Below are 26,714 nucleotides of genomic sequence, written 5' to 3' on the forward strand. Positions count from 1 at the left end.
CGCTCACATCTCGAACGACTCGTGGTGGATACGGCGGGCGGGAACCCCCGCCTCGCGCAGTGCCTCGTACACCGACTGCGCGAACCCGGGCGGACCGCACATGAAGACGTCGTGCCGGTCGACGTCGGGGATCTTCCGTTGGAGGTTCTCCGCGGAGATGTCCGGCCGTTCGCCCTCCGGGCTGTTCACCGCGTACATCAGCCGGGCCCCCCGCTCCTCGGCGATGGCCGCCAGCTCGTCCCACAGCGCCAGGTCCTGGGTGGTGTTCGCCCGGTACAGGAGCGTGATGTCACCGGCGGCGCCGGGCAGTGTCTCGAACAGCGCCCGCATCGGCGTGATGCCCACCCCGCCCGCGACCAGCAGCACCTTGCCGCGGCTGCGCCGCTGCGCGGTGAGCGCGCCGTACGGGCCCTCCGCCCACACCTTCGTCCCGGGCGCCAGCTCGCGCAGCCGGGCGCTGTGGTCGCCGATCGCCTTCACGGTGATCCGCAGCATCCCGGGGCGCGGGGCCGCCGAGAGGGAGTACGGGTGCGAGCTGAACCGCATCCCCGGCGCGAGGAACCGCCAGCGGAAGAACTGGCCCGCCTCCGCGCCCATCCGGTGCAGCTTCCGCCCGCCGATCAGCACCGACACGATGCCCGGCGTCTCCTCGATCACCGCCTCCACGTACATGCGGTGCCGGAGGTTCAGCCGGATCGGGGTGAGGATCCGGTACCAGAGCACCAGCGCGGTGACCGCGCCGTACAGGCCGTACCAGAAGGTCTTGGCGGCGGGCTCCACCGCGAAGTCGTTGCCGGTGGTGATCTGGTGCCAGAACGTCAGGAACACCGCCGCGTAGGTCAGCAGGTGGACGTGGTACCAGGTGTCGTACGGCAGCCGGCGGCGGATCGGGCCGACCGACGTCAGCCCGATGACCACGAACAGACCCGTGCCGACGGCCGCTTTGCCCATGTCCGGCAGCTGCTCGACGGAGTCGACGGTCTGCTGGACGATGTCACCGAGCGACCTGCCGGCCTGGCGCGCGTACCCCCACATGACGAGGAAGACGTGGGCGACGACCAGGCACAGCGTGTACCGGCCGCTCATCGCGTGCCAGCGGGCCACCCGGTCGGAGCCGACCCGCCGCTCCAGCGCCGGCACGCGCGCCATCTGGAGCACGACCAGCGCCATGAGATAGCCGGCCAGCAGACCGGTGATCCGGCCCGCGCCGAGGATGCGGCCGGTGTCGTCGGCGATGGAGGGGGTGTTGTGCCACCAGAGCCACAGCACGGCCGCCGCGCCCGCCCAGACGGCGAGCAGCAGCGGTACGGCCGGGGAGCGGCGCGGGCGGATGCGGCGCATCGTCTGTCGGCGGGCGGCACGTCCGCCTGCGAGCGTGGTGGTCACGGTTCCTCCGTGGGGACTTGACCCTTGGCCCACAGATACGTGCCGCACGGCGGGAGTGTTCAGAGCCCCGCCGAGTCCAGCGCGGACTGGAGTGACTGCCGGTAACCGTCACTGGTGTACGTCGCTCCCGACACCGTGTCGATCTGGGCGCTCTGCGCCGCCAGCGCCTCGCGCCGCAGCTGGGGCAGGGCGTAGCTGTTGATCTCCTGGTCGCGTGGGTTGTCCTGCGGAGAGCTGACCGCCGTGACGTCGGTGAGCCTGCCGTCGCGCACGGTGACGCGCACCTGGACAGGGCCCCAGCGGGTCTGCACGGTGTCCCCGGTGGCCGTCGTGGTCCCGGAGGCCGAGCCGGAGCCCGAGCCGGAGCCGGAGCCGGGCGCCGGACTGCTCGACGCGGCCGGGGACTTGGTGCTCGCCGTCACCACCGTGGGCGCGGTGTGCGGCTTCAGCGCCAGCAGCAGCACCATCCCGGAGACGGTCGCGGCGCTCGCCAGCACGGTGCGGCGCAGGGGACGGTTCTTCTTCAACGCGTGCATGTCCGGCTCTTCTCCGTCTCTCCGCGGGCCTTGCCCCGGCTCACAGCTCGAACGACTCGTGGTGGATGCGGCGGTCCGCCACCCCGGCCTCCCGCAGCGCCCGGTACACGTCCTGGGCGAAGCCGTGCGGCCCGCAGAGGAAGACGTCGAGGTCGTCGGCGAGACCCGGGAACGTGGCACGCAGGGATGCCGCCGTCAGGGGCGGGCGCTCCCCGCCCGGACCGTTGAGCGCGTACAGCACCCGCCCGCCGCGCCGGCGGGCGATCGCCTCCAGCTCGCCGCCCAGGGCCAGGTCCTCGGCCGAGCGCGCCCGGTACAGCAGGGTCACCTCGCCGGGGAGCGTCTCGAACAGCGCCCGCAGCGGGGTGATGCCGACGCCGGCGGCGATCAGCAGCGTGCGCCGGCCGGCGGCCCGGTCGGCGGTCAGGGCGCCGTACGGGCCCTCCGCCCACACCCGGGTGCCGGGGCGCAGCAGGGAGACGGCCGCGCTGTGGTCGCCGAGCGCCTTGACCGTGATGCGCAGCAGGTCCGGGCGCGGCGGCGCCGACAGGGAGTACGGCGTCGCCGTCCGGCGCATGCCCTCGGCGAGGAACCGCCAGCGCAGGAACTCGCCCGGCCGCGCCCCCAGTTCGTCCAGGCGCCGTCCCCGGACGACGACCGAGTACACCCCCGGCGCCTCCCGGTGGACGGAGTCCACGCGCAGGCGGTGGCGCAGGTTGAGCCGCACCGGGGCGAGGATCCGGAACCACAGCACCAGCGCCGCCACGCCCAGGTACAGCGCGTACCAGGCGGCGGTCGCGACCGGTTCGCCGTTGAACTCGTCGCCGAGGGCCAGCTGGTGCCCGAAGGCGAGGAAGACGGCCGCGTACGTCAGCAGGTGGACGCAGTACCAGAACTCGTGGCTCGTCCGGCGGCGCACGGCCCGCGCCGAGGTGACGCCGACCGCGAGGAGGATCACCGTGCCGGCGGTGGCCTTCAGCATCTCCGGATAGTCGAGGACGACGGTCACCGCCTCGTGCCGGAGGGAGGCCCGGTCCTGGGCGGCGTACCCGGTGAGGATCAGCACGACGTGCGCGAGGAGCAGGCAGACGGTGTACCGGCCGGCCAGGGCGTGCCAGCGGGCCACCCGGTCCGAGCCGACGCGCCGCTCCAGCAGCGGCACCCGCGCCATCAGCCCGACCAGCACCGCGCAGGCGTACCCGCACAGCAGCCCCGCGATCCGCCCGGCCCCGGTCAGCCACCCGGCCGCCCCGACGACGGACCCGGTGTCCGCCCACCAGAGCGCGAGTACGGCCGCCGCCCCCGCCCACAGCAAGGCCAGCACGGGCCCGGCGGGGGAGCGCCGTGCGGTCACGGGCAGCGGCGGGGCCGGGGCAGCCCGCGGTGTGTCCACGGTGGTCATACGATGTCGCCGTCCTTTCGTCCGTCGGCCAGGCCACTGTGCGGGGCGAAGCTCTGAAACAGCTCTGAGTGAGGCCCGGCCCGGGCGGACTCACAGGAAACCCAGAGGGGGCCGGCGTGCCCGGAACGGCGCGCACCGGCGATGCTGGAAGGCGCGATGAACACCACTCCCCTGGGCCGCCCCGCACTCACCCGCCCCGACGGCACCCCGCTGCGCGTCCTCGTCGTCGACGACGACCCCGACCTCGCGGAGGTGCTCACCGGAGCCCTGCGCTACGAGCGCTGGGAGGTGCGCGCGGCCGGTGACGGCGCCGCCGCCCTCTCCGCCGCCCGCGAGCTGATGCCCGACGCCGTCGTCCTGGACGTGATGCTCCCGGACACCGACGGCTTCGTGGTGCTGCGCCGCCTGCACGAGGTGAAGCCCGACGTGTGCGTGCTCTTCCTGACGGCACGGGACGCGGTCGAGGACCGTATCGCCGGGATCACCGCGGGCGGCGACGACTACGTCACCAAGCCCTTCAGCCTGGAGGAGGTCGTCGCCCGGCTGCGCGGTCTGCTGCGCCGGGCCGGCATGGCCCGCACCCAGGAGGAGGGCCCGCGGCTCGTCGTCGGGGACCTGGTGATGGACGAGGACGCCCGCGAGGTGACCCGGGCCGGCGAGCTGATCGACCTCTCGCCGACCGAGTTCGAACTGCTGCGCCTCCTCATGCGCAACCCGCGCCGGGTGCTCAGCAAGGCGCAGATCCTCGACCGGGTCTGGTCCTACGACTTCGGCGGCCGGGCGCACGTCGTCGAGCTGTACATCTCCTACCTGCGCAAGAAGGTCGACGCGGGCCGCGAGCCCATGATCCACACCGTGCGCGGCGCCGGCTACGTCCTGAAGCCGGTGACCAGGTGACCCCGCCGCGTCCCCGTGCCGTGCGCCCCCGCACCCTCCGGGCCCGGCTCACCGTCGGACTGGTGGCGCTGCTGGCGGTGAGCTGCGCGGCCGTCGGCCTGGCCGCGGTCGTGGAACTGGACGGCTTCCTCACCCGGCGCCTGGACGAACAGCTCACCCAGGTCGGCACCCGCTTCCCGGAGAGCCTGGAACACGGCGGCCGGCTGCCCCACGCACCCGACGACCACGACGGCGACGAACAGGGCGACACCCGCCGCACGGCCACCGGCACCTTCGGCGCCCGCCTGCTGGACGGCAAGGTCACGAACACGGGTCTGATCCGCTCCGGCGACCCCGCGGCCGACCTGGACGTCGACCTGACCGCGCGGGACGCCGCCCGGCTGGCCCGGCTGCCGGCCGACGGCAGGCCCCACACCGTGGGCCTGTCCGCCCTGCACGACTACCGGATCGTCGCCTCCCCGGGCCGGGACGGAGACGTGCTGCTCGTCGGCCTCCCCCTGGAGCCGGTCCAGGCCGCGGTCCACCGGCTGGAACTGGTGGCCGGCGTCGTCTTCGGCCTCGCCCTGGTCGTCACGGGCGTGGCCGGGGCCTGCTGGGTCCGGTGGTCGCTCCGGCCGCTCAGCCGGGTCGCCGCCACCGCCACCCGGGTCAGTGAGCTCCCGCTGGCCAGCGGCGAGGTCGCGCTGCCCCCACGGGCCCCGGACACCGACCCGCACGGCGAGGTCGGCCAGGTGGCGACGGCCTTCAACCGCATGCTGGGCCACGTGGAGGACGCGCTGACCAAGCGGCACGCCGTGGAGGAGCGGCTACGGCGCTTCGCCGCCGACGCCAGTCACGAACTGCGCACCCCGGTCGCCTCCGTCCGCGGCCACGCCGAGCTGGCCCTCCTGCACCCCGGTCCGGTGCCCCCGGAGGTGACCCGCGCCCTGAGCCGCATCACGGCCGAGTCCGCCCGCATGGGCGAGATGGTCGACGACCTGCTCCTGCTGGCCCGCCTGGACGCGGGCCGCCCGCTGGAACGCCTGCCGGTGGACCTGACCCGCCTGGTCCTGGACGCGGTGACGGACGCCCGCGCCGCGGGCCCCGCCCACCGCTGGACCCTGGACCTGCCGGAGGAACCGGTCACGGTGCCGGGCGACGCCCACCGTCTCCACCAGGCGCTGGCGAACCTGCTGGCCAACGCGCGTCTGCACACACCGGCCGGCACCGAGGTGACGGTCACCCTGGAGGCGGACACCGCCCACGCCACCCTCTGCGTCCACGACGACGGCCCCGGCGTCCCGGAGGGCATCCGGCCCACCGTCTTCGAACGGTTCACCCGGGCGGAACACCGCCGCCGCACCGATGCCCCCGGAGGGGGAGCGGGCCTGGGCCTGTCGATCGTGGCGGCGGTGGCGCAGGCGCACGGGGGGAGCGTGGAACTGGAGAGCCGTCCGGGCGCCACGTCGTTCACGATGAGCCTGCCCACGGCGCCCTGAGGGGCGCGCGCCGCACGGTTCAGTAACGGCCGACCGCCGTGGCCCCCTTCTCCGTGCCGATCGCGATGTGCGGCTTCGCCGCGGGGTCGGTCCAGGTGAGGATGCGGCGCATGGCGTCCTGCGGCACCGACACGCAACCGGCCGTCGCGCCGTTGCCGTCGACGTGCAGGAAGATGCCGGCTCCGCGTCCGCGCACGGGCCGGTCGTAGTTGAAGGCGATGACGAGGGCGTAGGCGTACTGGGTGCCGTAGTCGATCAGGTGCTCGGACTGGGCGGCGCGGCAGTCGGCGGGGAGCGGGTCGACCCAGCGGTTGTAGGAGCGGGAGTCGTTGTCCTGGCACCACCAGGAACTGTCCCGGACCGGGCGGTACGTGACCCGTGTGCCGGCCGGCGCGGCCTTGGTCCCGAAGCCGAAGGGGAGGCCGTACAGCCCGGTCGGTGTCGTGTTCGTGCCCTGCTGGCGGGTGGCGCCGTCGACCAGCCCGCCCGCCCCGAACCGGGCCGGTGCGGAGCCGGCCCGGACCCACTGGCCGTCCCGCAGGTCCCACCAGCTGACCGTGCCCGTCGTGGCCCTGGTGTCCGGGGCCTGGGCGACGATCAGCTGGCGGCCGCCGCCGGTGTCCGCCATCCCGGCGGGCAGCGGCACCGGGCCGCGGCCGGGAGCGGCGCCGAGCAGGGCGAGGGCGGAGGCGGAGACGAGGGCGAGGACCACACCGGGGCGCATGGCTCAGACGGTAGAGGGCGGCAGTGGCAACGGCAGCCCGGGTAGGCCGTCCAGGCTAGTGGCGATGTGCTCCTTCTTCTCGAAGTACGCGCTCAGCGAGACGTCGTCCTCGCGGGCGAAGCGCCTGCCGTGCAGTTCGCGGTCCTCCTCGTACGCCATGTGGGGGACGGCGTATCCACAGCTGTCCCGGATCAGTTCGGCGTGCACCACGATGACCGCGCGCAGCCCGTGCCGGCTCGGGTCGATGTCCGGGAAGCGGGCGAGCAGTCCGGGGAAGCGCGGGTCGTCACGGAAGACGGGCTCGCCCCGGCCGTGCACGCGCACGATGTTCGGCGGCCCCTGGAAGGCGCACCACATCAGCGTGATCCGCCCGTTCTCCCGGAGGTGCGCGATGGTCTCGGCGCTGGACCCGGCGAAGTCCAGGTAGGCCACGGTGAGTTCGTCGAGGACGGCGAAGGAGCCCTTGAGGCCCTTGGGGGAGAGGTTGACCGTGCCGTCGCCGGAGAGCGGGGCGGTCGCGGTGAAGAAGAGGGGCTGCTCCTCGATGAACGTGCGCAGCCTGCCGTCTATGCGCTCATAGGTCTTTCCCATGTCTGCCGAGTATCGGCGCAAGTTCTTCGGCTGTCTAAGTAATTGCCGGATCCGGTGCGGGAGGGGTCACCGTGGCCGCCCCGGCCGGCGCTTCCACGGGGCGGCCACGGCTGCCTGTCACCTCACTGGGTGAGGGCGCAGGCGGCCAGCGAGTCCAGCCCCGTCGGCTTGGCGGAGGTACGGCCGACGGCGATGGCGATGCGGTCGATGGTCGAGGCCCGCTTGTCCTTCAGCGGACCGAGGATCGCGTTGTCGACGAAGCGGGGTCCGCCCTGGCCGACCGTGTCGGCCAGCCGGGTGTTCGCCTCCTTGATCTGGGTCTGGAGGAGGGTGAGATTGCGGTCGACCTCGGCCCGCGCGGAGGCGGGGATCGCGGGCAGCTTCGAGGCGACGTCCGGGCAGGTGATCGTCCCCGCCCCGGTGTTCCCGCCGGCCGCGCCGCTCCCGCCCGCCGCCGCGCCGCTCCCGCCCGCCTGCCGGCCGGCGGGAGCGCTCGGGGCCGCGCCGGTGGACGCCCCGCCGCCGCCCGCGTTCAGGGCGCAGGGCGCGAGCGCGTCCAGCCCGGCCGGCCTGGTGGCCGTACGCCCGATCGCCGTCGCGATGCGGTTGACGGTGGCCACGCGCTTGTCCTTCAGCGGACCGAGGATCGCGTTGTCGACGAAGCGGGGTCCGCCCTGGCCGACCGTGTCGGCCAGCCGGGTGTTCGCCTCCTTGATCTGGGTCTGGAGGAGGGTGAGATTGCGGTCGACCTCGGCCCGCGCGGACGCGGGGATCGCGGGCAGCTTCGAGGCGACGTCCGGGCAGGTGATCGTGCCGGGGCTCGCCAGGGTGCGGGCACCGGTCGCGCCGTCGTTCCCGGCGGGGGTGCCGGCGAGGGCGGAGCCGGCGATCACCGCTCCGGACAGCACCGCGGCGGCGGCGCCGCCGATGACCGCCACGCGACGCTTGTTGTACTTCGGAAGAGCCCTGGACATGCGAATGCCTCACTCGGGTCGGGGAGTGCCGTCGTCGGACGAACGCGGCGCCTGCGTTCGTCCGGGGAGTACGAGAAAGCGGTTGCCCGCGTTCAACCCCGGGGGAGATTGACGAATCATGCAGAGTTCTGCATACTCATGCATGTCAGCGAATGCACTGTGAGGAGAAACCCGTGACCGAGCGCGTCGTACTCGCCTACTCAGGCGGTCTGGACACCTCCGTCGCCATCGGCTGGATCGCCGAGGAGACGGGCGCCGAGGTCATCGCCGTTGCGGTCGACGTCGGCCAGGGCGGCGAGGACCTGGACGTCATCCGCAAGCGCGCCCTCGCGTGCGGCGCCGTCGAGGCCGAGGTCGCCGACGCCAAGGACGAGTTCGCCGACGAGTACTGCCTCCCGGCGATCAAGGCCAACGCCCTCTACATGGACCGCTACCCGCTGGTCTCCGCGCTGTCCCGGCCGACGATCGTCAAGCACCTCGTCGCCGCCGCCGAGAAGCACGGCGCCAGCACCGTCGCCCACGGCTGCACCGGCAAGGGCAACGATCAGGTCCGCTTCGAGGCCGGCATCGTCGCCCTCGCCCCCGGCCTCAAGTGCATCGCCCCGGTCCGTGACTACGCCATGACCCGGGACAAGGCGATCGCCTTCTGCGAGGAGAAGCAGCTCCCGATCGCCACCACCAAGAAGTCCCCGTACTCCATCGACCAGAACGTCTTCGGGCGCGCGGTCGAGACGGGCTTCCTGGAGGACATCTGGAACGCCCCGATCGAGGACATCTACGAGTACACCTCCAACCCGGCCGTCGCGCGCGAGGCCGACGAGGTGGTCATCTCCTTCAAGGAGGGCGTCCCCGTCGCCATCGACGGCAAGCCCGTCACCGTCCTTCAGGCCATCCAGCAGCTCAACGAGCGCGCCGGCGCCCAGGGCATCGGCCGGATCGACATGGTCGAGGACCGCCTCGTCGGCATCAAGTCCCGCGAGGTGTACGAGGCGCCGGGCGCCATCGCCCTGATCACCGCCCACCAGGAGCTGGAGAGCGTCACCGTCGAGCGCGAACTCGCCCGCTACAAGCGGCAGGTCGAGCAGCGCTGGGGCGAACTGGTCTACGACGGCCAGTGGTTCTCCCCGCTCAAGCGCGCCCTGGACGGCTTCATCAACGAGGCCAACCAGCACGTCACCGGCGACATCCGGATGACCCTGCACGGCGGCCGCGCCGTCGTCACCGGCCGGCGCTCGCAGGAGTCGCTGTACGACTTCAACCTCGCCACCTACGACACCGGCGACACCTTCGACCAGTCGGCGGCCAAGGGCTTCATCGACATCTACAGCCTGTCGTCGAAGATCGCGGCCAAGCGGGACCTGGCGTAGCCGCGACCGGTCACACGCACGGGTCCACCTCACACGCAACAGCCTGACAACCGCCTCCTCGCCTGGAAAGGTGGGGAGGCGGTGGCACACCTAGAGCTTCGAGGAGCAACGCAAGTGAGCAGCAACAGCGGTGACGTACGGCTGTGGGGCGGCCGTTTCGCCGACGGTCCGGCCGAGGCCCTGGCGAAGCTGTCCGCGTCCGTCCACTTCGACTGGCGGCTCGCCCCCTACGACATCGCCGGCTCGCGTGCCCACGCGCGCGTGCTGCACACGGCGGGACTCCTCACCGAGGACGAGCTCCGGCGCATGCTCGCCGGACTGGACCGGCTGGAAGCCGACGTGGCCGCCGGCACCTTCGTCGGCACGATCGCCGACGAGGACGTGCACACCGCCCTGGAGCGCGGCCTCCTGGAGCGTCTCGGCCCCGACCTCGGCGGCAAGCTCCGCGCCGGCCGGTCCCGCAACGACCAGGTCGCCACCCTTTTCCGGATGTACCTGCGCGACCACGCCCGGATCATCGGCGGCCTGATCGCCGACCTCCAGGACGCCCTGATCGGCCTCGCCGAGGCCCACCCCGACGTGGCGATGCCCGGCCGCACCCACCTCCAGCACGCCCAGCCGGTGCTCTTCGCCCACCACGTCCTGGCCCATGTCCAGTCCCTGTCCCGGGACGCCGAGCGGCTGCGCCAGTGGGACGAGCGGACGGCCGTGTCGCCGTACGGCTCCGGCGCCCTCGCCGGTTCCTCCCTGGGCCTGGACCCGGAGGCGGTCGCGCGCGACCTCGGCTTCGAACACGGCAGCGCCGCCAACTCCATCGACGGCACGGCCTCCCGCGACTTCGTCGCCGAGTTCGCCTTCATCACCGCCATGATCGGCGTGAACCTCTCCCGGATCGCCGAGGAGATCATCATCTGGAACACGAAGGAGTTCTCCTTCGTCACGCTGCACGACGCGTTCTCCACGGGCTCGTCGATCATGCCGCAGAAGAAGAACCCGGACATCGCCGAGCTGGCCCGGGGCAAGTCCGGCCGTCTGATCGGCAACCTCACCGGGCTCCTCGCCACCCTCAAGGCACTGCCCCTCGCCTACAACCGCGACCTCCAGGAGGACAAGGAGCCGGTCTTCGACTCCTGCGACCAGCTGGAGGTGCTGCTCCCCGCCTTCACCGGCATGGTCGCCACCCTCACCGTCCACCGCGAGCGCATGGAGGAACTGGCCCCGGCCGGCTTCTCCCTCGCCACCGACATCGCGGAGTGGCTGGTCAAGCAGGGCGTGCCGTTCCGCGTCGCGCACGAGGTCGCGGGGGAGTGCGTCAAGGTCGCCGAGGCGGAGGGCAAGGAGCTGGACGACCTCACGGACGAGCAGTTCGCGAAGATCTCCGCGCATCTCACTCCGGAGGTCCGCTCCGTCCTCAACGTCCCGGGCGCCCTCGCCTCCCGCGACGGGCGCGGCGGTACGGCCCCGAGCGCGGTCGCGGTCCAGCTGGCGGAGGTCAAGGCGGACGTGGCGGCCCAGCACCAGTGGGCGGAGGCGAAGAAGCCGAGCTGAGGGACGGCCCCCCTTCCCTCCACCGCGATCACCAGGGCGTCGCGGGTTACGTTGGTCGCGAGCCTCACCGAGCCGACCGAACGGAGCCCGCGATGCCCTTCGCGCGACTGGCCACAGCGACGACCCCCACCTGCCACATCGGACTCGGCCTGGCCGCGGTGGGCCGCCCCGGCTACATCAACCTCGGCCGCGACGAGGACCTCGGGGACAACCGCAGCGTCGAGGCACTGCGCGCCCGGACCCACGAACTCCTCGACGCCGCCTACGCCCAGGGCGTCCGCTACGTCGACGCCGCCCGCTCCTACGGCCGCTCCGAGGAGTTCCTCGCCGACTGGCTGAACGCCCACCCCGAGGCCGCGGACGTGGTCGTCGGCAGCAAGTGGGGCTACACCTACACCGCCGGCTGGTCCACCGAGGCCGAGCGGCACGAGGTCAAGGACCACGGCCTCGCCACCTACGAACGCCAGCGCGCCGAGACCGACGCCCTGCTCGGCGACCGGCTCGACCTCTACCAGATCCACTCGGTGACCCCGGACAGCCCGGCCCTCACCGACAAGGACCTGCACGCCAGGCTGGCGCAAGCCGCCGCCCAGGGGCTCACCGTCGGCTTCTCCACCAGCGGCCCCGCCCAGGCCGACGCCATCCGGGCCGCCCTCGCGGTCACGGTCGACGGCGAACCCCTCTTCCGTACCGTGCAGTCGACGTACAACGCCCTGGAGACGTCGGCCGGCCCCGCCCTCGCCGAGGCGCACGACGCCGGGCTCACGGTGATCGTCAAGGAGGGCATGGCGAACGGCCGGCTGGCCGAGCCGCACGCCCCGGGCGCGCTGAAGGCCGTGGCCACCGAGACCGGCATGGGCTGTGACGCGGTCGCCCTCGCCTGGATCCTGCGCCGGCCCTGGGCCGGAGTCGTCCTCTCCGGCGCCGCGACCGTCCCGCAGCTCGTCTCCAACCTGCACGCCCCGGCCGTCGACCTCGAAGAGGACCAGCTGGCCCGCCTCGACGCGCTGGCGGAGGACCCGCGCGCCTACTGGAAGCGGCGCGGACAGCTGCCCTGGCACTGACGAGCACCCCGCTCCGCCCCCTTGCGTGAGGCAGCCGCGCCCAGTGTGAGACATGAATGTCTCACATGGGCTATCCTTGTCTCATGGCCCTCGATCGTGACCACGTGCTGCGCAGCGCCGCCGCCCTGCTGACCCGCAGATCCACCGCGACCATGGACGAGGTCGCCAAGGCCGCCGGGATCAGCCGGGCCACGCTGCACCGCCACTTCGCCGGCCGGGACGCGCTGGTCCGGGCCCTGGAGCAGCTCGGCATCGCGGAGTGCGAGGGGGCGCTGGACCGGGCCCGGCCGGAGGAGGGGTCCGCCACCGAGGCCGTGCGCAGGCTGGTCCGCGAGATCCAGCCGGCCGCCGGACTGCTCGCGTTCCTGTACGGCGAGAACCAGCTGTGGGAGGGCGACCGGCAGCACGAGGGCTGGCAGCGCCTGGACGCCCGGATCGGCGCCCTGTTCCAGCGCGGACAGCGCGACGGCGAGTTCCGCATCGACCTCAGCCCGGTCTGGCTCACCGAGGCGCTGTACGGACTGATCGCCTCCTGCGCCTGGGCCACCCTGGACGGCCGCGTGGCCTCCCGGGACTTCCCGACCATGATCGCCGAGCTGTTGCTCGGCGGCGCTGTGCGAAGAGAGGAAAAATGACCAGCACCGTGCGGCCGGCGCGGACGACCGGGGCGGTGAAGCGCCCGGGCCGCTGGGTCGCGCTCTCCGTCCTCGTCCTGGCCGTGCTGCTGGTGGCCGTCGACGCCACCGTCCTCGGCCTGGCCACCCCCTACATCAGCGAAGACCTGAACCCCTCCGGCACCCAGCTGCTGTGGATCGGCGACGTCTACTCGTTCGTCATCGCCGGTCTGCTGGTCTCCATGGGCAGCCTCGGTGACCGCATCGGCCGCAAGCGCATCCTGCTGGGCGGGGCCACGGCGTTCGGCGCGCTGTCCGTGCTCAACGCCTACGCGACGACGCCCGAAACGATGATCCTGGCCCGGGCGCTGCTCGGCGTCGCCGGCGCGACCCTGATGCCCGCCACCCTGGCCCTGATCCGCAACATCTTCCACGACCCGCGCGAACGCAGCCTCGCCGTCGGCGTCTGGGGCGCCACCGCCTCCGCCGGTACGGCCGTCGGCCCGATCGTCGGCGGGTTCCTCCTGGAGCACTTCTGGTGGGGCTCGGTCTTCCTGATCAACCTGCCGGTGATGGCGGTCCTGGTCCTGGTCGGCATCCGCACCCTGCCCGAGTCCCGCAACCCGCACCCCGGCCCCTGGGACCTGAGCAGCGTCCTGCTCTCGCTGGCCGGCGTGATCGGCCTGGTCTACGCCGTCAAGGAGGCCGCCACCCACGGCCTGACCCCGACGAGCCTCGGCGCCGGTCTGCTGGGCGCGGCGGCCCTGTACGGCTTCGTCCACCGGCAGCTGACCATGCCGGTCCCGCTGCTGGACATGCGGCTGTTCCGGCGCCGCGGCTTCAGCGGAGCGGTCCTCGCCGACCTGCTGACCGTCCTCGGCATGTCGGGCCTGGTGTTCTTCCTCTCCCAGTACCTGCAACTCGTCCAGGACCGGCGCCCCTTCGAGGCGGGTCTGGCCGAACTGCCCGCCGCGGTGGGCGCGGTGACGGCCGGTCTGGTCGCGGGCCGCGCCGCCCGGCGCTTCTCCGTCCGTGCGGTGGTCTCCGGCGGCCTGGCCGCGGTCGGCGTCGCCCTGGCCGCGCTGACGACGCTTCGCGAGTCCACCGGCTACCCGGTCCTCGGCACCGCCCTGCTGGTCGTGGGCGTCGGCGCGGGCTTCTCCTTCACGGTGACCGCCGACGTCATCCTCTCCAGCGTCCCCAAGGACCAGGCGGGCGCGGCCTCGGCGGTGTCGGAGACGGCGTACGAACTGGGTGCCGCCCTGGGCATCGCCCTGCTGGGCTCCATCGTGACCGGCGTCTACCGCGGCTTCCCGGGCCCGTCCGGCACCCCGGCCGGCGCCCACGAGTCGCTGGGCGCGGCGGTGGAGGCGGCGGCGCACCTGTCCCCGCACCGGGCGGAGGCCCTTCTGGACGCGGCCCGGGACAGCTTCGTCCACGGCCTGCACCTGGCCTCCGGAGCGGGAGCGGCGGTCCTCCTGACGGCGTCGGCGGCGGCGTGGTTCCTGCTGAGGGACCAGACGCTGGAAGGGGCCGGGTGACCCGGCCGGTCCCGGGGCGCGGGCGACCGCGCGACGAGCCGGCACGCGGCCGCGCCCGGAACACGGCCGGACCACCCCGGACTCAGCGCTTGTAACCCAGCACCGTCATCATGCCGCTCTCCGAGTGGTACTGGTTGTGACAGTGCAGCATCCACAGCCCCGGATTGTCGGCGTCGAAGTCGAGCACCAGCTTGCGGTGCGGCAGCACCAGCGCGGTGTCCTTGCGCGCCCCGACGGAATCCAGCCCCGTCAGGGAGAACGTGTGCCCGTGCAGGTGCATCGGGTGCCACATGCCCGTGGCGTTGATGAGGGTGAGCCGTACCCGCTCACCGGCGCGGACGGGATGACGCTGCTGCGGGGAGTAGGGCTTGTGGTCGAACCCCCAGTCGAACTTCTGCATGGTGCCGGTGATCCTGATGCGGATCTCCCGGTCGGGGTCCCGGTCGGTGAGCGCCACCGAGTCGGCGGGCAGCAGACGGCGCGCGGGGACGGTGTTGCCGTCGAGTTCGTCCGGGTGGACGTCGGCCCGGGGCAGGTTCCCGCTCCCCTTGCCGGTGCGCAGGACGGCGACGGCCCTGCCCTTCTTGCCCTCGGGCAGCGCGACCAGCGGGAAGACCCCGTCCCGGGCGGTGATCAGCACGTCGTACCGCTCCGCCATGCCGACGAGGAGGGCGTCGGTCCTCTTGTGCTTCACGGGGTAGCCGTCGGTGTGGGTGACGGTCATCGCGTGGTCGCCCAGCGCGACCCGGAAGGCGGTCTCGGAACCGGCGTTGATGATGCGCAGCCGCACCCGGTCGCCGGGACGGCAGCGGAACACCGACGGATTGTCCGGCAGACGCCCGTTCACCAGGTAGTACGGGTAGGCGACGCTGCCGCCCTCCCCGTGCAGCATGCGGCTGTGGGAGTCGTGCAGCACCCGGTTGGGACCCGTGGACCTCCCCGCGGACTTCCCGGACCCCGACCGGTGCGCGTCCGGCCCGTGGGCGCTCGGGCCGCCGTGGCCGGGACCCATGGCCATGCCGCCCATGTCCATGGCGCCGCCGGGCTTGAGCTGGCTCAGGACGTCCTCGGGCGTGGAGCCCTGCACGCCGTCGAGCCAGTCGTCCAGGACCACGACCCACTCCTTGTCGTAGGAGAGGGGCTCCTTGGGGTCGTCGACGATGAGCGGCGCGTACAGAGCTCGGTCGGGCTGCATCCCCACGTGGGAGTGGAGCAGGTAGGTGCCCGGGTGCTCGACGACGAAGCGGTAGCGGAAGTCGTCCCCGGGGTGGATGGCCCGCTGGGTCAGGTCCGGCACGCCGTCCATGTCGCAGCGCAGCCGCACCCCGTGGGAGTGCAGCGTGGTCGTGGCCGGCAGCCGGTTGGTGAGCGTCAGGTCGAGCACGTCACCGGCCGTGACCCGCACCAGCGGGCCGGGTACCTCCTCGTTGTACGCCCACGTGCGGACCGAACGCCCGCCCAGGTCCAGCTTGGCCTCGGCGGCGGTGAAGCTGAAGGTGCGTTCGCGGCCGGGCCCGCGCTTGCGCTCGGCGGCCAGGACCTCCGGATCCGAAGGGTTGACGTACCCCCGGGGTCCGGCCGGGACGAACTTCTCCCCGCCGTTCGAGTGTTGGGGGCCGGAACTGGGATCGGAACCGAAGCTGGTGCAGGCTGCCAGGAATCCCGCGCCGGCGACGGCGACCGGGGTACGGAGCAGAGTACGCCGAGAAGGTTTGGACATGTCTGAATCAGACATGTTGTGTGGTCATATGGCCGTCTGATACGGCCGAATGCCCGATGTGTCGGCGGCAGATTCCACCGGCAGGCGGACGGCAGCCGGTCCAACACCGGTCCGCCGAGGCGTCCGGAGAGCGTCCGACGGACCCGCCGGGGCACCGTTCCCCGCCCTGAGCCGGACGGCAGGAACTAGGCGGCCTTCGCCTTCGTGGCGTACATGTCCACGTACTCCTGCCCGGACAGCCGCATCACCTCGGCCATCACCGAGTCCGTCACCGCCCGCAGCACGTACCGGTCCCGGTCCATGCCGTCGTACCGCGAGAACTCCATGGGCTCGCCGAAGCGGACGGTGACCCGGCCCGGCCGCGGGATGCCCCGGCCCCCCGGCTGGAGCTTGTCCGTGCCGATCATCGCGAAGGGCACCACCGGGGCGCCGGTCATCAGGGTGAGGCGGGCGATACCGGTGCGGCCCCGGTACAGGCGTCCGTCGGGCGAGCGCGTGCCCTCCGGGTAGATCCCGAAGATCCTGCCCTCCTCCAGGATGCGCCGCCCGGTCATCAGCGCGGCCACCCCGCCGCTCGCCCCGTCGCGGTCCACCGGGATCATGCCGACGCCGGTGAAGAACCACGCCATCAGCCGGCCCTTGACGCCCTTGCCGGTCACGTACTCGTCCTTGCCGATGAAGAACACCTGCCGCTTGCTGACCAGCGGCAGCACCATCGAGTCGATGAACGTGAGGTGATTACCGGCCAGAATCACCGGACCGTCGCCGGGGATGTTCTCCACGCCCTCCACCTGTGGGCGGAACATCAGGCGCATGATCGGTCCGAGCACTGCCTTGATGAGCGCGAAGCGGGACAACGGGTCCTCCGATGTCAAAGGGGGCGATATGAGTCTGTGCAGGTGAGGACATTACTCGCGGCGCCGGGCCGCGCGCACATCGGGGACGTCCGGTTCACCGAGGTCTTACGAAGTGTTGACGCGGGTTTACCTGCGGTGGCGCGTGCGGGACGGGGCGTGACCGCGGTGCGCCGATGTGACGGACATCGCGCCGGGCGAGGGCCGCCGCCTCCGACGACACGTCACCTTCCGCCGTTCGCAGGACATCCGACAGCACCCGGGTGTTCGGACCGGAGCCTCCCTCCCGTCATGTGCACGCCCCTACGATCGGGCCGCACCGATGGACGAAGGCGGCAGGAGGGCGCTCATGGACAGCGACCAGGCGAACGAGCGGACGCAGACGACGGGACGGAGGGCGCTGCTCGGCGCCGCGGTGCTCGGCGCCGGCGGAGCGGTCCTCGGACTGTCCGGCACGGCCCGGGCGGCCGGGACCCGGACGGCCGGGCACACCGGACGTGGGCTGAAGGGCCTGCCGGTGCCGACGGTCATCGGCCACCGGGGTGCCAGCGGCTACCGCCCCGAACACACCTTCGGCTCGTACGAGCTGGCCCTGGACCTGGGTGCCGACGTGGTCGAGGCGGGCGACCTGGTGCCCACCAAGGACGGTCACCTGGTCTGCCGGCACGAGCCGGAGATCGGCGGCACGACGGACGTCGCCTCCCACCCGGAGTTCGCCGACCGCAGGACCACCAAGGTGCTCGACGGGGTCCCCACCACCGGCTGGTTCACCGAGGACTTCACGCTCGCCGAGCTGAAGACGCTGCGCGCCGTCGAGCGCATCCCGGCCAACCGGCCGCACAACACCCTCTACGACGGCCGCTGGGAGATCCCCACCTTCGAAGAGGTCCTGCGGTGGCAGGACGAGCAGACCCGCAAGCGCGGCAAGCAGGTCTGGATCTACCCGGAGACCAAGCACCCCACCTACTTCCGCAAGCTGGGCCTCGGCCTGGAGGAGCGGGTGGCCAAACTGCTGCGCAAGTACGGCAAGGACGGCCGGAACTCCCCGGTCATCCTCCAGTCCTTCGAGCCCGGCAGCATCCAGCTGCTGAACCGGCTGGTCGACAACCCGCTCGTCGTCCTGCTCTCCTCGGCGAACAGCCGCCCGTACGACTTCGTCGAGGCGAACGACCCGCGCACGGTCGCCGACCTCATCACGCCCAAGGGCCTGCGGGAGATCGCCGGTTACGCCCAGGGCATCGGCCCGACCCTGGACCTGGTCATACCGAAGAAGGCGGACGGCACCCTGGCCGAGCCGACGACGCTGGTCTCCGACGCGCACAAGGTCGGCCTGATCCTGCACCCCTACACCATGCGCAACGAGAACCCCTTCCTGCCGGCCGAGTACCGCAAGGGCACCGCGGCCGACGCCTACGGCGATGTCTTCGGCGCCTTCAAGAAGTACTTCGCGACCGGGATCGACGGCGTGTTCACCGACAACGCCGACACCGGACTGCTCGCCCGCGCCGACTTCCTGAAGGGCTGACGGCCCCCTTCCGGACGGCCGACGGCACCCCGCGCGTCAACCGCCGCGCGCCCGGCACTCCGTTCGGGCTGACTGTGCACCGCCCCGGCAACCCGCCGCCGGGGCGGTTCGTCGTTCCGCATATGACGCACGACCTGGTCGCCTCCCTGCATCCCCTGCTCACCGCCGAGGCCTCCGCCGAGGCATATGCCGGGGGAGGCGAGCCGGGCGACCTGGAGCAGGCCGTCTGGCTCCGGCTCCTGGAGCGGCTGGAGACCGACGGGCCACCGCCGGACCCGCAGGGCTGGCTGCGCAAGGCGGTTCGCGCCGAGGCCCGCCGCACCCGCCGCACCACCCGCCTGGAACGGCCCTACGGCACCGACCCGGCCGACGACCTGCGCGCCGGGCCGGAACAGCACGCCCTGACCACCGCCCGGTACCGCGCCCTGCGGGACGCGGTCCGCCGGCTGCCCGGCCGTTGCCCCCGCCTCCTCGAGGCGCTGCTCTCGCCCAAGGACCTCACCTACCGGGAGATCGCGGGGGAGTTGGGTATCTCACAGGGCAGTCTCGGACCGGAACGCTCCAGATGTCTCGGATGTCTGCGCCGATTGCTCACACCGGAGGTTGCGGCACGCGAAGCGCGGGGATAGGAGTGGGGGACGACAGGTGATCAGGTGAGCGGGAGGCATGCGCACATGGGCATGAGCGTGACCATCTCGGTGGCGACCGAACAGGACGCGGAGCAGATCTTCCGGCTCCAGTACCTGTGCTTCCAGAGCGAGGCGGCGCTGTACGGCAACTACCGCATCGACCCGCTCGTGCAGACCCTGGAATCCGTCCGTGAGGAGGTCGCCTCCGACTGCGTCTTCGTCGCCCGGCTCGGCGACGAGGTGGTCGGCTCGGTCCGCGGCAGGGTCACCGAGGACGGCGCGGCGGCCATCGGCAAGCTCTGCGTCCACCCCCGCCTCCAGGGCCACGGCATCGGCGCGAGGCTGCTGCGCACGGCCGAGGCCGCGCTGGCGGACGAGCGCGGCGCCACCCGGTTCCGCCTGTTCACCGGCCACCGCAGCGAGGGCAACCTCCGCCTGTACCGCCGGTCCGGCTACGAGACGGTCGGCCGGGCCAAGGGTGCCGACGGCGTAGAGATGATCATCCTGGAGAAGCAGGCGGGCGCCTACGCGCAGACGGCGTGAGGGCACGCGCCCCGAAAGGGGCGCGGCCGACGCCCCTCAGGCACCCCGCCGGACAGACGCCTTCCGCAGCCAGTACAGCGCGGAGAGCGGCAGGAGCACGGGGATGAAGACGTACCCCATCCCGTACTTCGACCACACCGTCGCGTCCGGGAACGCGGACGGCTCGACCAGGGTCCACGTACCGACGATCAGCACGCCCGCGAGCTCCGCCGCACAGCACACCAGCGCCGCCCGGCGAGCGGTCTCCCCGCCGCGCACCAGCGTGTACGTGATGAAGCCGTACACCACGCCGGCCACGGCGGACAGCGAGTACGCGAGCGGCGCCCGGTCGAACTCCGTGGAGATCTGGTACGCGGACCGCGACACGGCGCCGACCACCATCACGCCGTAGAACCAGACGAGCAGCATGCCCGGCCCGCTGATCAAACGGGCCGGCTTCTCCTGTGCCACCGTCACCTCAGCCTCCCCAGATGTCGAAGAGCCGCACTTCCAGCACGGCCAGCACCACACCGCCGGCGGCCACCGTCACGGAGCCCCAGCGGCTCCGCTCGGCCAGCGACATGAAGCCCGCCGCCGGAACGCACGCGAACGCGCCCAGCAGATACGCCACGAAGATCGTCGTGCCCTGCTCCGGCTTCTCGCCCCGCGCCAGCGCCACGATCCCGATGACCAGCTGCACCAGGGCCAGCAGCGACACCACGGCCATGCCGATGAAGTGCCAGTCCTTGGTCGGCTGGTCGCGGTAGGCGGCCCAGCCGCACCAGGCGGCGAGCAACAGCGCGGCGACCCCGGTCACCAGCGTCAGGGCATTGAGCATGCCGTGACCCTATTACGGCGGAAACAGCCCATCGTCCCCGCCCCCGCCGTACGCGGTCCGGCGCGGCCACCGTGGCATTGGCCACAACGCACCGGGCGGCCGAGCCGGACGCCGGCCCGGCGCAGAGGCCCCGCCGCCCTTGTCCGCACTGGTGAAGGACGGGGGAGCGGGGGCCGTCGTGCCCGGACGGCTGTCCCACCGCCGCTGTCCGCCGCTGTCCAGCATGCGGACAGCGGCGGCTGGTCAGGACCGTACGTCTGCTTTACTTCTCACATGACCACGACGAGCTGCCGCACCCTTGCGACCGAGGCGACCCTGACGCCCGGTGCTCGTTGTATGTGTCGCCTGATGTGTCGAATGTGCGCCTTCTAGAGGGCCCCCGCATCAGCTGAGCCTCGCGCCCCCGAAGCGAGACCCCTGGCATGTCCGTGCGCCGTAGGCCGTACGAGACGCACACCCCTTCCCCCATGCCGGAACCGCATGCACCCGTGCCCGGGCACACCCGCGCCCGCGTACTCGACAGTGACGGAAACCCACGTGATCACCACTTCGGGCCTGACCAAGGTCTACCGCTCCCGCGGCCGTGAGGTCACCGCCCTCGACGGCGTCGATCTGCACGTCCGCGAAGGCGAGGTCTACGGCGTCATCGGCCAGTCCGGCGCCGGCAAGTCCTCGCTCATCCGCTGCGTCAACCTGCTGGAGCGCCCCACCTCCGGCACCGTGACCGTCGCCGGACAGGACCTCACCGCCCTGGCCGGACGCGGCCCGCGCGCCGGCAGGGAACTGCGCCGGGCCCGCAGCCGGATCGGCATGGTCTTCCAGCACTTCAACCTGCTGTCCTCACGGACCGTGCAGGACAACGTCGAACTGCCGCTGGAGATCCTCGGCCAGTCCGGCCGGGCCCGCTCCCGCAAGGCGCTGGAGCTGCTCGACCTGGTCGGCCTCGCCGACAAGGCCAAGGCCTACCCCGCCCAGCTCTCCGGTGGCCAGAAGCAGCGCGTCGGCATCGCCCGCGCCCTCGCCGGCGACCCCAAGGTGCTGCTCTCCGACGAGGCCACCAGCGCCCTCGACCCGGAGACCACCCGCTCCATCCTCCAGCTGCTGCGCGACCTGAACCGGCAGCTGGGCCTGACCGTCCTGCTCATCACCCACGAGATGGACGTCGTGAAGTCGATCTGCGACTCCGCCGCCCTGATGGAGCGGGGCCGGATCGTGGAGTCCGGCACGGTCAGCGAGCTGCTGGCCACCCCGGGCTCGGAGCTGGCCGCCGCGCTGTTCCCCGTCGGCGGCGAGGCCACCGGCAGCGACCGGACCGTCCTCGACATCACCTTCCACGGTGAGGCCGCCACCCAGCCCGTCATCTCCCAGCTCTCGCGCACCTACAACATCGACATATCGATCCTCGGCGCCGCCATCGACACCGTCGGCGGCCTCCAGATCGGCCGCATGCGCATCGAACTGCCCGGCCGCTACGAGGACAACGTGGTGCCGGTGGGCTTCCTGCGCGAACAGGGCCTGCAGATCGACGTGGTGGGCCAGGAGGCCCTGCTGGTGAAGGAAGGTGCCAAGTGACCTGGTCCGAGATGCAGCCGCTGCTGTCCCAGGCGTGTTCCGAGACGCTGACGATGGTGCTCTGGTCCACCCTGATCGCCGTCGCGGCCGGCCTCCCGCTCGGCCTCCTCCTCGTCGTCACCGACCGGGGCGGCCTGGTCCAGAACGTCGTCGCCAACAAGGTGGTCGGCCAGGTCGTGAACATCGGCCGGTCCATGCCGTTCATCATCCTGATGGTCGCGCTGATGAGCTTCACCCGCTGGGTCACCGGCACGACCATCGGCACCACCGCCGCGATCGTGCCGCTCGCCATCGGCGGCATCCCGTTCTTCGCCCGCCTGGTCGAGACGGCCGTCCGCGAAGTGGATCACGGTCTGGTCGAGGCGGTGCAGTCCATGGGCGGCAACACCTGGACGGTCGTCCGCAAGGTCCTGATCCCCGAGGCCCTGCCCTCGCTGATCGCCTCCACCACGACCACGCTCATCGCCCTCATCGGCTACTCCGCCATGGCCGGCACCGTCGGCGGCGGCGGCCTCGGCGACCTCGCCGTCCGCTACGGCTACCAGCGCTTCGAGACCCAGCTCATGTGGATCACCGTCGCGATCCTCGCCGTCGTCATCTCCCTCATCCAGTTCGCCGGCGACTTCGCGGCCCGCTCCCTGTACAGCCGGGGCGGCCGGTCGGGCCCGGCGCCCAGGCTCCGCCTGCTCAAGGCCAAGGAGCCGGCGGCGGCCGACGTCAGCAAGGTCGCGTAAGCCGCCCCCGGACACCCCGTCCGCCCACCCGTCACCCGACCACCACCCCGCAACGACGGCGCTCCGCGCCGACAGCCCCCGACCCGGGGTCGCACCACCCTTAAGGAAAGGCACTTTTCGTGCGTAACACCGCCAAGTTCACCACCGCCGTCCTCGCCGCCGGAGCCGTCACCTTCGGGCTCACCGCCTGCGGCTCCGACAAGGACTCCGGCTCCTCCGACTACAGCGGCCCACTGGTCGTCGCAGCGAGCCCGACCCCGCACGCCCAGATCCTGGACTTCGTCAAGGACAAGCTGGCGAAGAAGGCGGGCCTCGACCTGGAGGTCAAGGAGTTCACCGACTACATCACGCCGAACACGGCGACCGAGGACGGCTCGGTGGACGCCAACTACTTCCAGAACCAGCCGTACCTGGACGACTTCAACAAGAAGCGCGGCACCCACATCGCGCCCGTCGTCACGGTGCACCTGGAGCCGCTCGGCCTGTACTCCCACAAGGTCAAGAAGGCCGACGCCCTCAAGAGCGGTGCGACCATCGCCGTCCCGAACGACGCCGTCAACGAGGCCCGCGCCCTGAAGCTGCTCGCCGCCAACGGGCTCATCGCCCTCAAGGACGGCGTCGGCACCGAGGCGACCCCCCAGGACATCACCAAGAACCCCAAGGACCTCAAGTTCAAGGAGGTCGAGGCGGCCCAGACCGCGCGCTCCCTGGACGACGTGGACGCGGCCGTGATCAACGGCAACTACGCCATCTCCGCCGGCATCAAGCCCGCCAAGGACGCCCTGGTCCTGGAGTCCGCGAAGAACAGCCCGTACGGCAACTTCCTCGCGGTCAAGGAGGGCAACCAGAAGGACCCGCGCGTGAAGAAGCTCGCCAAGCTCCTCACCTCGCCCGAGGTCAAGAAGTTCATCGAGGACAAGTACCAGGGCTCGGTCATCCCGTCCTTCTGAGCCCTGAGGGGACCGAAACGATGCGCATGTCCGTCATCGCCGTGGCGGCCCTGGCCCTCGGCCTGACCGCCTGCGGCTCCGGCACGGACTCCGGCAAGGGCGGTGGCACGGACGACACCCTCGTCGTCGGCGCCACCGCCGTCCCGGCCGGCGAGGTGCTCACCTACGTCAGGGACCACCTCGCCGCCGGGGCCGGCCTGAAGCTGGAGATCAAGGAGTTCACGGACTACGTCCTGCCGAACACCGCCCTCCAGGAGGGCGAGCTGGACGCGAACCTGTACCAGAACCAGCCCTACCTGGACGACTTCAACAAGTCCAAGGGCACCGACCTCGTCTCCGTGGTGAAGCCCTACCTGCCGCCCATGGGCGTCTACTCCCACAAGGTGAACAAGGTCACCGAGCTCGCCGACGGAGCCACCGTCGCCGTGCCGAACGACATCACCAACGAGGGGCGCGCCCTGAAGCTGCTGGCCGCGGGCGGCGTCATCGAGCTGAAGGCCGGCGCCGGCGCCGACGCGTCCCCCGCGGACATCACGTCCAACCCCCGGCACCTGAAGATCCGCGAGCTGGAGGCCGCCCAGCTGCCCCGCTCGCTCGGTGACGTGGACGCCGCGGTCATCAACAACAACTACGCCCAGGACGCGGGCCTCAGCCCCACCGAGGACGCGATCCTCCTGGAGTCGGCGAAGGACAACCCCTACGCCAACCTCCTCGCCGTCAAGCGCGGCCACGAGGACGACCCACGGGTGAGGAAGCTCGCGAAGCTGCTCGTCTCGCCCGAGGTGCGGAGGTTCATCCAGGACAAGTACCACGGGTCCGTCCTGCCGACGACCGGAGGCTGACGGCACGCACACGGCGTTTCGCGACGCACGGGGTCCACACCCTCACCGGGTGTGGACCCCGTCGTGCGGTTCAGTGGTTCCATGCTGCATGCTGGGCAGTTCAGCAGACCTGACGGTCCTGACCGTCTCTCGAGGAATTTCCGAAGGTTACGGAGCGGCGCATGACGAGCACCTTCCCCAACATCTCCATCAGCACGGAGCGGTTGGTGCTGCGCCCCCTCGACGAGGACGACGCGCCCGCACTGGCGGACATGATGAACGACGAACAGGTCGTCGCCTGGACCACCGTCCCGCACCCGTACACCGAGGCCGACGCCCACCGGTGGATCACCCGCGTCGCCCCGGGCGAACGCACCGCGGGGCGCGGGATCGTCCTCGCCGTCACCGAGTTCCTCACCCAGCGGCTCGTCGGCGTCGTCCACCTGAGGAACACGGACTGGCGCGTCCGCTCCAGCCAGATCGCCTACGTCATCGCCCCCTGGGCGCGCGGCGAGGGCTACGCCTCCGAAGCCGTCCTCGCCATCGCGCAGTGGCTGTTCCACGACCAGAAGTTCGAACGGCTCGAACTGCGCACCGCCGCCGACAACACCGCCTCCCAGCAGGTGGCCCAGAAGATCGGCTGCATCAGCGAGGGCGTCCTGCGCAACGCCTGGATAGCCCGCGCCAGGACCGGGGACGGTACCTGGACCGAGGTGCGCACGGACGTCATCGTCTGGAGCCTGCTCCCGGAGGACCTCGCCGGGGTCGGCGAGCAGCCGGCCGACACCGGGGGTTTCACGTCGTACTCGGACTGGAACTGAGCTTCCCCGGCTTCACCAGGTACTCTCACGGAGCCCGCTTCGGGCTCCCTCCCCAAGACCCGCGCAGAACCACTGGAGACTGACGACGATGGCCGACCGGGTCACGGTGATCGGCTGGGACGGCTCGCCGCTGACCGACGCGGCACGGGCCGCCCTCGCAGCCGCCACCCTCGTGGCCGGCGCCGCACACCACCTGGCGCTGCCCGAACTCCCGCCCACCGCCGAACGCGTCCGCCTCGGCAGCCTCGCCCTGGCCGCGCGCCGCATCGCCGCCCACCGCGGTACCGCGGTCGTGCTCGCCGACGGCGACCCCGGCTTCTTCGGTGTCGTGCGCACCCTGCGCGCCCCCGAGTTCGGCCTGGAGGTGGAGGTGGTCCCCGCCGTCTCCTCCGTCGCCGCGGCCTTCGCCCGTGCCGGCATGCCGTGGGACGACGCCCAGGTCGTCGTCGCCCATCCGCGCAGCCTGCGCCGGGCCGTGAACGTCTGCCGCGCCCACACCAAGGTCGCCGTCCTCACCTCGCCGGGTGCCGGCCCCGCCGAACTCGGCCTCCTGCTGGAGGGCGTGCACCGCACCTTCGTCATCTGCGAGGAACTGGGCACCGAACGGGAACAGGTCAGCGTCGTCACCTCCGACAAGGCGGCCGACCACACCTGGCGCGACCCCAACGTCGTCATCGTCATCGGCGGACCGGCCGGCGCGCAGGAGGGCGGGGGCTGGATCGCCGGACGCGACCCGGGCGCCGGACCGCGCGGCTGGGTGCAGCCCGACGAGAGCTACGGTGCCGGCCCGGCCGGCGGTCTCGGCGAGGGCGAGAACCAGCTGCTGCGCGCCGCCCAACTCGCCCGCCTCGGCCCGCGCGTCGGCGACCTCGTCTGGGACATCGGCTGCGGCAGCGGCGCGTTCGCCACCGAGGCCGCGCGCGCCGGCGCGGCCGTCATCGCCGTCGACCACGACCCGGCCGCCTGCGCCCGCACCGAGAACGCCGCGCGCCGCTTCGGCGTCCAGCTCCAGATCGTGCACGGCAGCGCCCCGCACGTCCTCGAGAACCTGCACGAACCGGACGTCGTCCGGGTCGGCGGCGGGGGACCGGCCGTCGTCTCCGCGGTCGCCGACCGGCGCCCTCAGCGGATCGTCACGCACGCCGCCACCCGGGACGTCGCCGAACGCGTCGGCCGCGACCTGACCGAGCACGGATACCGGGTCGAGTGCGCCCTGCTCCAGTCCGTCGAACTCGACACCCTGGCCTGGACGGAGACCGAGCGGAACGTGGCGTTCCTGCTCAGCGGGGAATTGCGGCGGCGCGAAGCGCCTCGTTGAGGGGTGACGGTCGGGCGGCGGACGGGACGGCCGGACCGCGCCCCGTGATCCTGTTGTCGTACCGCGCGCGGTAGGCTGGCCGATCGTTGTACCGCACCGGTGGGCCGAACTTCGTTCACCAATGTCCGGAACGCACGCCCGTTTTGGGGTGGGTGTGGTACGGCGGAACCGGAGGACGCGCAACGTGGCGCAGTCCACAACGGGCTGTCGCGGATCTTGCTGTCGCGACGGCACGACGACCGGGACAATGCCACTGAATGGCTTTGTCGCCTTTTCCGGCGGGTCGTT

26 protein-coding genes are annotated in these 26,714 nt (G+C 72.1%); 16 read left to right on the forward strand and 10 right to left on the reverse strand.

Annotated elements, in window-relative coordinates:
- Positions 1 to 3 precede the first annotated feature (3 nt).
- The 3 genes from AB0946_RS16585 to AB0946_RS16595 are packed head-to-tail and all read right to left on the reverse strand — an operon-like array spanning position 4 to position 3,324.
- Positions 4 to 1,386 (reverse strand): ferredoxin reductase family protein, encoded by a 1,383-nt coding sequence (locus AB0946_RS16585; RefSeq protein WP_366761306.1) that lies wholly within the window; start codon positions 1,384 to 1,386, stop codon positions 4 to 6.
- A 59-nt stretch (positions 1,387 to 1,445) separates the two neighbouring features.
- Positions 1,446 to 1,922, reverse strand: coding sequence for an FMN-binding protein (locus tag AB0946_RS16590; protein WP_366761308.1), 477 nt, complete (start codon positions 1,920 to 1,922; stop codon positions 1,446 to 1,448).
- A 40-nt stretch (positions 1,923 to 1,962) separates the two neighbouring features.
- Positions 1,963 to 3,324, reverse strand: a complete 1,362-nt coding sequence (locus AB0946_RS16595; RefSeq protein ID WP_366761309.1) for a ferredoxin reductase family protein — start codon at positions 3,322 to 3,324, stop codon at positions 1,963 to 1,965.
- A gap of 156 nt (positions 3,325 to 3,480) precedes the next feature.
- Here AB0946_RS16595 and AB0946_RS16600 point away from each other — a divergent pair, with 156 nt between their 5' ends.
- Positions 3,481 to 4,221, forward strand: a complete 741-nt coding sequence (locus AB0946_RS16600; RefSeq protein WP_366761310.1) for a response regulator transcription factor — start codon at positions 3,481 to 3,483, stop codon at positions 4,219 to 4,221.
- Positions 4,218 to 5,699: a HAMP domain-containing sensor histidine kinase gene (locus AB0946_RS16605; protein ID WP_366761311.1), complete on the forward strand. Its 1,482-nt coding sequence runs from the start codon at positions 4,218 to 4,220 to the stop codon at positions 5,697 to 5,699. The genes AB0946_RS16600 and AB0946_RS16605 overlap by 4 nt, the downstream gene beginning before the upstream one ends.
- Before the next feature lie 19 nt (positions 5,700 to 5,718).
- Here the strand turns inward: AB0946_RS16605 and AB0946_RS16610 are convergent, their stop codons facing one another.
- The 3 genes from AB0946_RS16610 to AB0946_RS16620 all read right to left on the reverse strand — a co-directional run bounded on the left by AB0946_RS16610 (position 5,719) and on the right by AB0946_RS16620 (position 7,988).
- Positions 5,719 to 6,423, reverse strand: coding sequence for a L,D-transpeptidase family protein (locus AB0946_RS16610; RefSeq protein ID WP_366761312.1), 705 nt, complete (start codon positions 6,421 to 6,423; stop codon positions 5,719 to 5,721).
- 3 nt (positions 6,424 to 6,426) lie between these two features.
- On the reverse strand, positions 6,427 to 7,014 hold the full coding sequence (locus AB0946_RS16615) for a pyridoxamine 5'-phosphate oxidase family protein (protein ID WP_366761313.1): 588 nt from the start codon (positions 7,012 to 7,014) through the stop codon (positions 6,427 to 6,429).
- 122 nt (positions 7,015 to 7,136) lie between these two features.
- A complete protein-coding gene (locus tag AB0946_RS16620) occupies positions 7,137 to 7,988 on the reverse strand; it encodes a hypothetical protein (protein WP_366761314.1) in 852 nt (283 codons plus the stop codon).
- Positions 7,989 to 8,161: 173 nt separating this feature from the next.
- On the opposite strand from AB0946_RS16620, the gene AB0946_RS16625 reads away from it, so the two are divergent.
- The 5 genes from AB0946_RS16625 (at position 8,162) to AB0946_RS16645 (ending at position 14,122) form a co-directional block, all read left to right on the forward strand.
- The gene (locus AB0946_RS16625) at positions 8,162 to 9,355 is read left to right on the forward strand and encodes an argininosuccinate synthase (protein ID WP_366761315.1); all 1,194 of its coding nucleotides are present in this window, start codon (positions 8,162 to 8,164) and stop codon (positions 9,353 to 9,355) included.
- Positions 9,356 to 9,469: 114 nt separating this feature from the next.
- Complete coding sequence (argH, locus tag AB0946_RS16630; protein WP_366761316.1) at positions 9,470 to 10,903, forward strand: argininosuccinate lyase; 1,434 nt, start codon at positions 9,470 to 9,472, stop codon at positions 10,901 to 10,903.
- A gap of 92 nt (positions 10,904 to 10,995) precedes the next feature.
- Complete coding sequence (locus AB0946_RS16635) at positions 10,996 to 11,967, forward strand: aldo/keto reductase (RefSeq protein ID WP_366761317.1); 972 nt, start codon at positions 10,996 to 10,998, stop codon at positions 11,965 to 11,967.
- An 83-nt stretch (positions 11,968 to 12,050) separates the two neighbouring features.
- Complete coding sequence (locus tag AB0946_RS16640; RefSeq protein ID WP_366761318.1) at positions 12,051 to 12,602, forward strand: helix-turn-helix domain-containing protein; 552 nt, start codon at positions 12,051 to 12,053, stop codon at positions 12,600 to 12,602.
- Positions 12,599 to 14,122: an MFS transporter gene (locus AB0946_RS16645; RefSeq protein ID WP_366761319.1), complete on the forward strand. Its 1,524-nt coding sequence runs from the start codon at positions 12,599 to 12,601 to the stop codon at positions 14,120 to 14,122. Before AB0946_RS16640 ends, AB0946_RS16645 begins: the two co-directional genes overlap by 4 nt.
- A gap of 82 nt (positions 14,123 to 14,204) precedes the next feature.
- Here AB0946_RS16645 and AB0946_RS16650 read toward each other — a convergent pair whose 3' ends face one another.
- The gene (locus AB0946_RS16650; RefSeq protein WP_366761320.1) at positions 14,205 to 15,842 is read right to left on the reverse strand and encodes a multicopper oxidase family protein; all 1,638 of its coding nucleotides are present in this window, start codon (positions 15,840 to 15,842) and stop codon (positions 14,205 to 14,207) included.
- Positions 15,843 to 16,027: 185 nt separating this feature from the next.
- Positions 16,028 to 16,648, reverse strand: a complete 621-nt coding sequence (locus AB0946_RS16655) for a 1-acyl-sn-glycerol-3-phosphate acyltransferase (RefSeq protein ID WP_258056046.1) — start codon at positions 16,646 to 16,648, stop codon at positions 16,028 to 16,030.
- 397 nt (positions 16,649 to 17,045) lie between these two features.
- Between AB0946_RS16655 and AB0946_RS16660 the strand changes: the two genes are divergently transcribed.
- The 3 genes from AB0946_RS16660 (at position 17,046) to AB0946_RS16670 (ending at position 19,393) form a co-directional block, all read left to right on the forward strand.
- Positions 17,046 to 18,221 carry a glycerophosphodiester phosphodiesterase gene (locus AB0946_RS16660; protein WP_366761321.1) on the forward strand — a complete coding sequence of 392 codons (1,176 nt, stop codon included), beginning with the start codon at positions 17,046 to 17,048 and terminating at the stop codon, positions 18,219 to 18,221.
- A gap of 122 nt (positions 18,222 to 18,343) precedes the next feature.
- On the forward strand, positions 18,344 to 18,850 hold the full coding sequence (locus AB0946_RS16665; RefSeq protein ID WP_366761323.1) for a sigma-70 family RNA polymerase sigma factor: 507 nt from the start codon (positions 18,344 to 18,346) through the stop codon (positions 18,848 to 18,850).
- A gap of 45 nt (positions 18,851 to 18,895) precedes the next feature.
- The gene (locus AB0946_RS16670) at positions 18,896 to 19,393 is read left to right on the forward strand and encodes a GNAT family N-acetyltransferase (protein WP_366761466.1); all 498 of its coding nucleotides are present in this window, start codon (positions 18,896 to 18,898) and stop codon (positions 19,391 to 19,393) included.
- Between the two features lie 36 nt (positions 19,394 to 19,429).
- Here the strand turns inward: AB0946_RS16670 and AB0946_RS16675 are convergent, their stop codons facing one another.
- Together AB0946_RS16675 and AB0946_RS16680 are read right to left on the reverse strand one after the other, a co-directional pair.
- A complete protein-coding gene (locus AB0946_RS16675; RefSeq protein ID WP_366750841.1) occupies positions 19,430 to 19,849 on the reverse strand; it encodes a hypothetical protein in 420 nt (139 codons plus the stop codon).
- A 1-nt stretch (position 19,850) separates the two neighbouring features.
- Positions 19,851 to 20,210, reverse strand: coding sequence for a hypothetical protein (locus AB0946_RS16680; RefSeq protein ID WP_171158062.1), 360 nt, complete (start codon positions 20,208 to 20,210; stop codon positions 19,851 to 19,853).
- Positions 20,211 to 20,747: 537 nt separating this feature from the next.
- Here AB0946_RS16680 and AB0946_RS16685 point away from each other — a divergent pair.
- From AB0946_RS16685 to cbiE, 6 genes are all read left to right on the forward strand, one after another.
- Complete coding sequence (locus tag AB0946_RS16685) at positions 20,748 to 21,782, forward strand: ATP-binding cassette domain-containing protein (protein ID WP_366761324.1); 1,035 nt, start codon at positions 20,748 to 20,750, stop codon at positions 21,780 to 21,782.
- Positions 21,779 to 22,516 (forward strand): methionine ABC transporter permease, encoded by a 738-nt coding sequence (locus AB0946_RS16690; RefSeq protein ID WP_366761325.1) that lies wholly within the window; start codon positions 21,779 to 21,781, stop codon positions 22,514 to 22,516. The genes AB0946_RS16685 and AB0946_RS16690 overlap by 4 nt, the downstream gene beginning before the upstream one ends.
- A 119-nt stretch (positions 22,517 to 22,635) precedes the next feature.
- Complete coding sequence (locus AB0946_RS16695; RefSeq protein WP_366761326.1) at positions 22,636 to 23,466, forward strand: MetQ/NlpA family ABC transporter substrate-binding protein; 831 nt, start codon at positions 22,636 to 22,638, stop codon at positions 23,464 to 23,466.
- Between the two features lie 20 nt (positions 23,467 to 23,486).
- Positions 23,487 to 24,308 carry a MetQ/NlpA family ABC transporter substrate-binding protein gene (locus AB0946_RS16700; RefSeq protein WP_366761327.1) on the forward strand — a complete coding sequence of 274 codons (822 nt, stop codon included), beginning with the start codon at positions 23,487 to 23,489 and terminating at the stop codon, positions 24,306 to 24,308.
- A gap of 161 nt (positions 24,309 to 24,469) precedes the next feature.
- Entirely contained in the window at positions 24,470 to 25,108 is a 639-nt protein-coding gene (locus tag AB0946_RS16705; RefSeq protein WP_366761328.1) for a GNAT family N-acetyltransferase, read from the forward strand.
- Positions 25,109 to 25,196: 88 nt separating this feature from the next.
- Positions 25,197 to 26,426 (forward strand): precorrin-6y C5,15-methyltransferase (decarboxylating) subunit CbiE, encoded by a 1,230-nt coding sequence (gene cbiE, locus AB0946_RS16710; RefSeq protein ID WP_366761329.1) that lies wholly within the window; start codon positions 25,197 to 25,199, stop codon positions 26,424 to 26,426.
- The last annotated feature ends 288 nt before the right edge of the window (positions 26,427 to 26,714 follow it).

It is taken from the genome of Streptomyces sp. NPDC046870, assembly GCF_040704595.1.
In the GTDB taxonomy this organism is placed as follows: Bacteria; Actinomycetota; Actinomycetes; order Streptomycetales; family Streptomycetaceae; genus Streptomyces; species Streptomyces argyrophylli.

Coding starts and splice junctions, on each gene's coding strand:
- AB0946_RS16590 (WP_366761308.1), bottom strand. CDS start 1,922: ATGCACGCGTTGAAGAAGAACCGTCCCCTGCGCCGCACCGTGCTGGCG.
- AB0946_RS16595 (WP_366761309.1), bottom strand. CDS start 3,324: ATGACCACCGTGGACACACCGCGGGCTGCCCCGGCCCCGCCGCTGCCC.
- AB0946_RS16600 (WP_366761310.1), top strand. CDS start 3,481: ATGAACACCACTCCCCTGGGCCGCCCCGCACTCACCCGCCCCGACGGC.
- AB0946_RS16610 (WP_366761312.1), bottom strand. CDS start 6,423: ATGCGCCCCGGTGTGGTCCTCGCCCTCGTCTCCGCCTCCGCCCTCGCC.
- AB0946_RS16615 (WP_366761313.1), bottom strand. CDS start 7,014: ATGGGAAAGACCTATGAGCGCATAGACGGCAGGCTGCGCACGTTCATC.
- AB0946_RS16620 (WP_366761314.1), bottom strand. CDS start 7,988: ATGTCCAGGGCTCTTCCGAAGTACAACAAGCGTCGCGTGGCGGTCATC.
- AB0946_RS16635 (WP_366761317.1), top strand. CDS start 10,996: ATGCCCTTCGCGCGACTGGCCACAGCGACGACCCCCACCTGCCACATC.
- AB0946_RS16640 (WP_366761318.1), top strand. CDS start 12,051: ATGGCCCTCGATCGTGACCACGTGCTGCGCAGCGCCGCCGCCCTGCTG.
- AB0946_RS16645 (WP_366761319.1), top strand. CDS start 12,599: ATGACCAGCACCGTGCGGCCGGCGCGGACGACCGGGGCGGTGAAGCGC.
- AB0946_RS16650 (WP_366761320.1), bottom strand. CDS start 15,842: ATGTCCAAACCTTCTCGGCGTACTCTGCTCCGTACCCCGGTCGCCGTC.
- AB0946_RS16655 (WP_258056046.1), bottom strand. CDS start 16,648: ATGTTCCGCCCACAGGTGGAGGGCGTGGAGAACATCCCCGGCGACGGT.
- AB0946_RS16660 (WP_366761321.1), top strand. CDS start 17,046: ATGGACAGCGACCAGGCGAACGAGCGGACGCAGACGACGGGACGGAGG.
- AB0946_RS16665 (WP_366761323.1), top strand. CDS start 18,344: ATGACGCACGACCTGGTCGCCTCCCTGCATCCCCTGCTCACCGCCGAG.
- AB0946_RS16670 (WP_366761466.1), top strand. CDS start 18,896: ATGGGCATGAGCGTGACCATCTCGGTGGCGACCGAACAGGACGCGGAG.
- AB0946_RS16680 (WP_171158062.1), bottom strand. CDS start 20,210: ATGCTCAATGCCCTGACGCTGGTGACCGGGGTCGCCGCGCTGTTGCTC.
- AB0946_RS16700 (WP_366761327.1), top strand. CDS start 23,487: ATGCGCATGTCCGTCATCGCCGTGGCGGCCCTGGCCCTCGGCCTGACC.
- AB0946_RS16705 (WP_366761328.1), top strand. CDS start 24,470: ATGACGAGCACCTTCCCCAACATCTCCATCAGCACGGAGCGGTTGGTG.
- cbiE (WP_366761329.1), top strand. CDS start 25,197: ATGGCCGACCGGGTCACGGTGATCGGCTGGGACGGCTCGCCGCTGACC.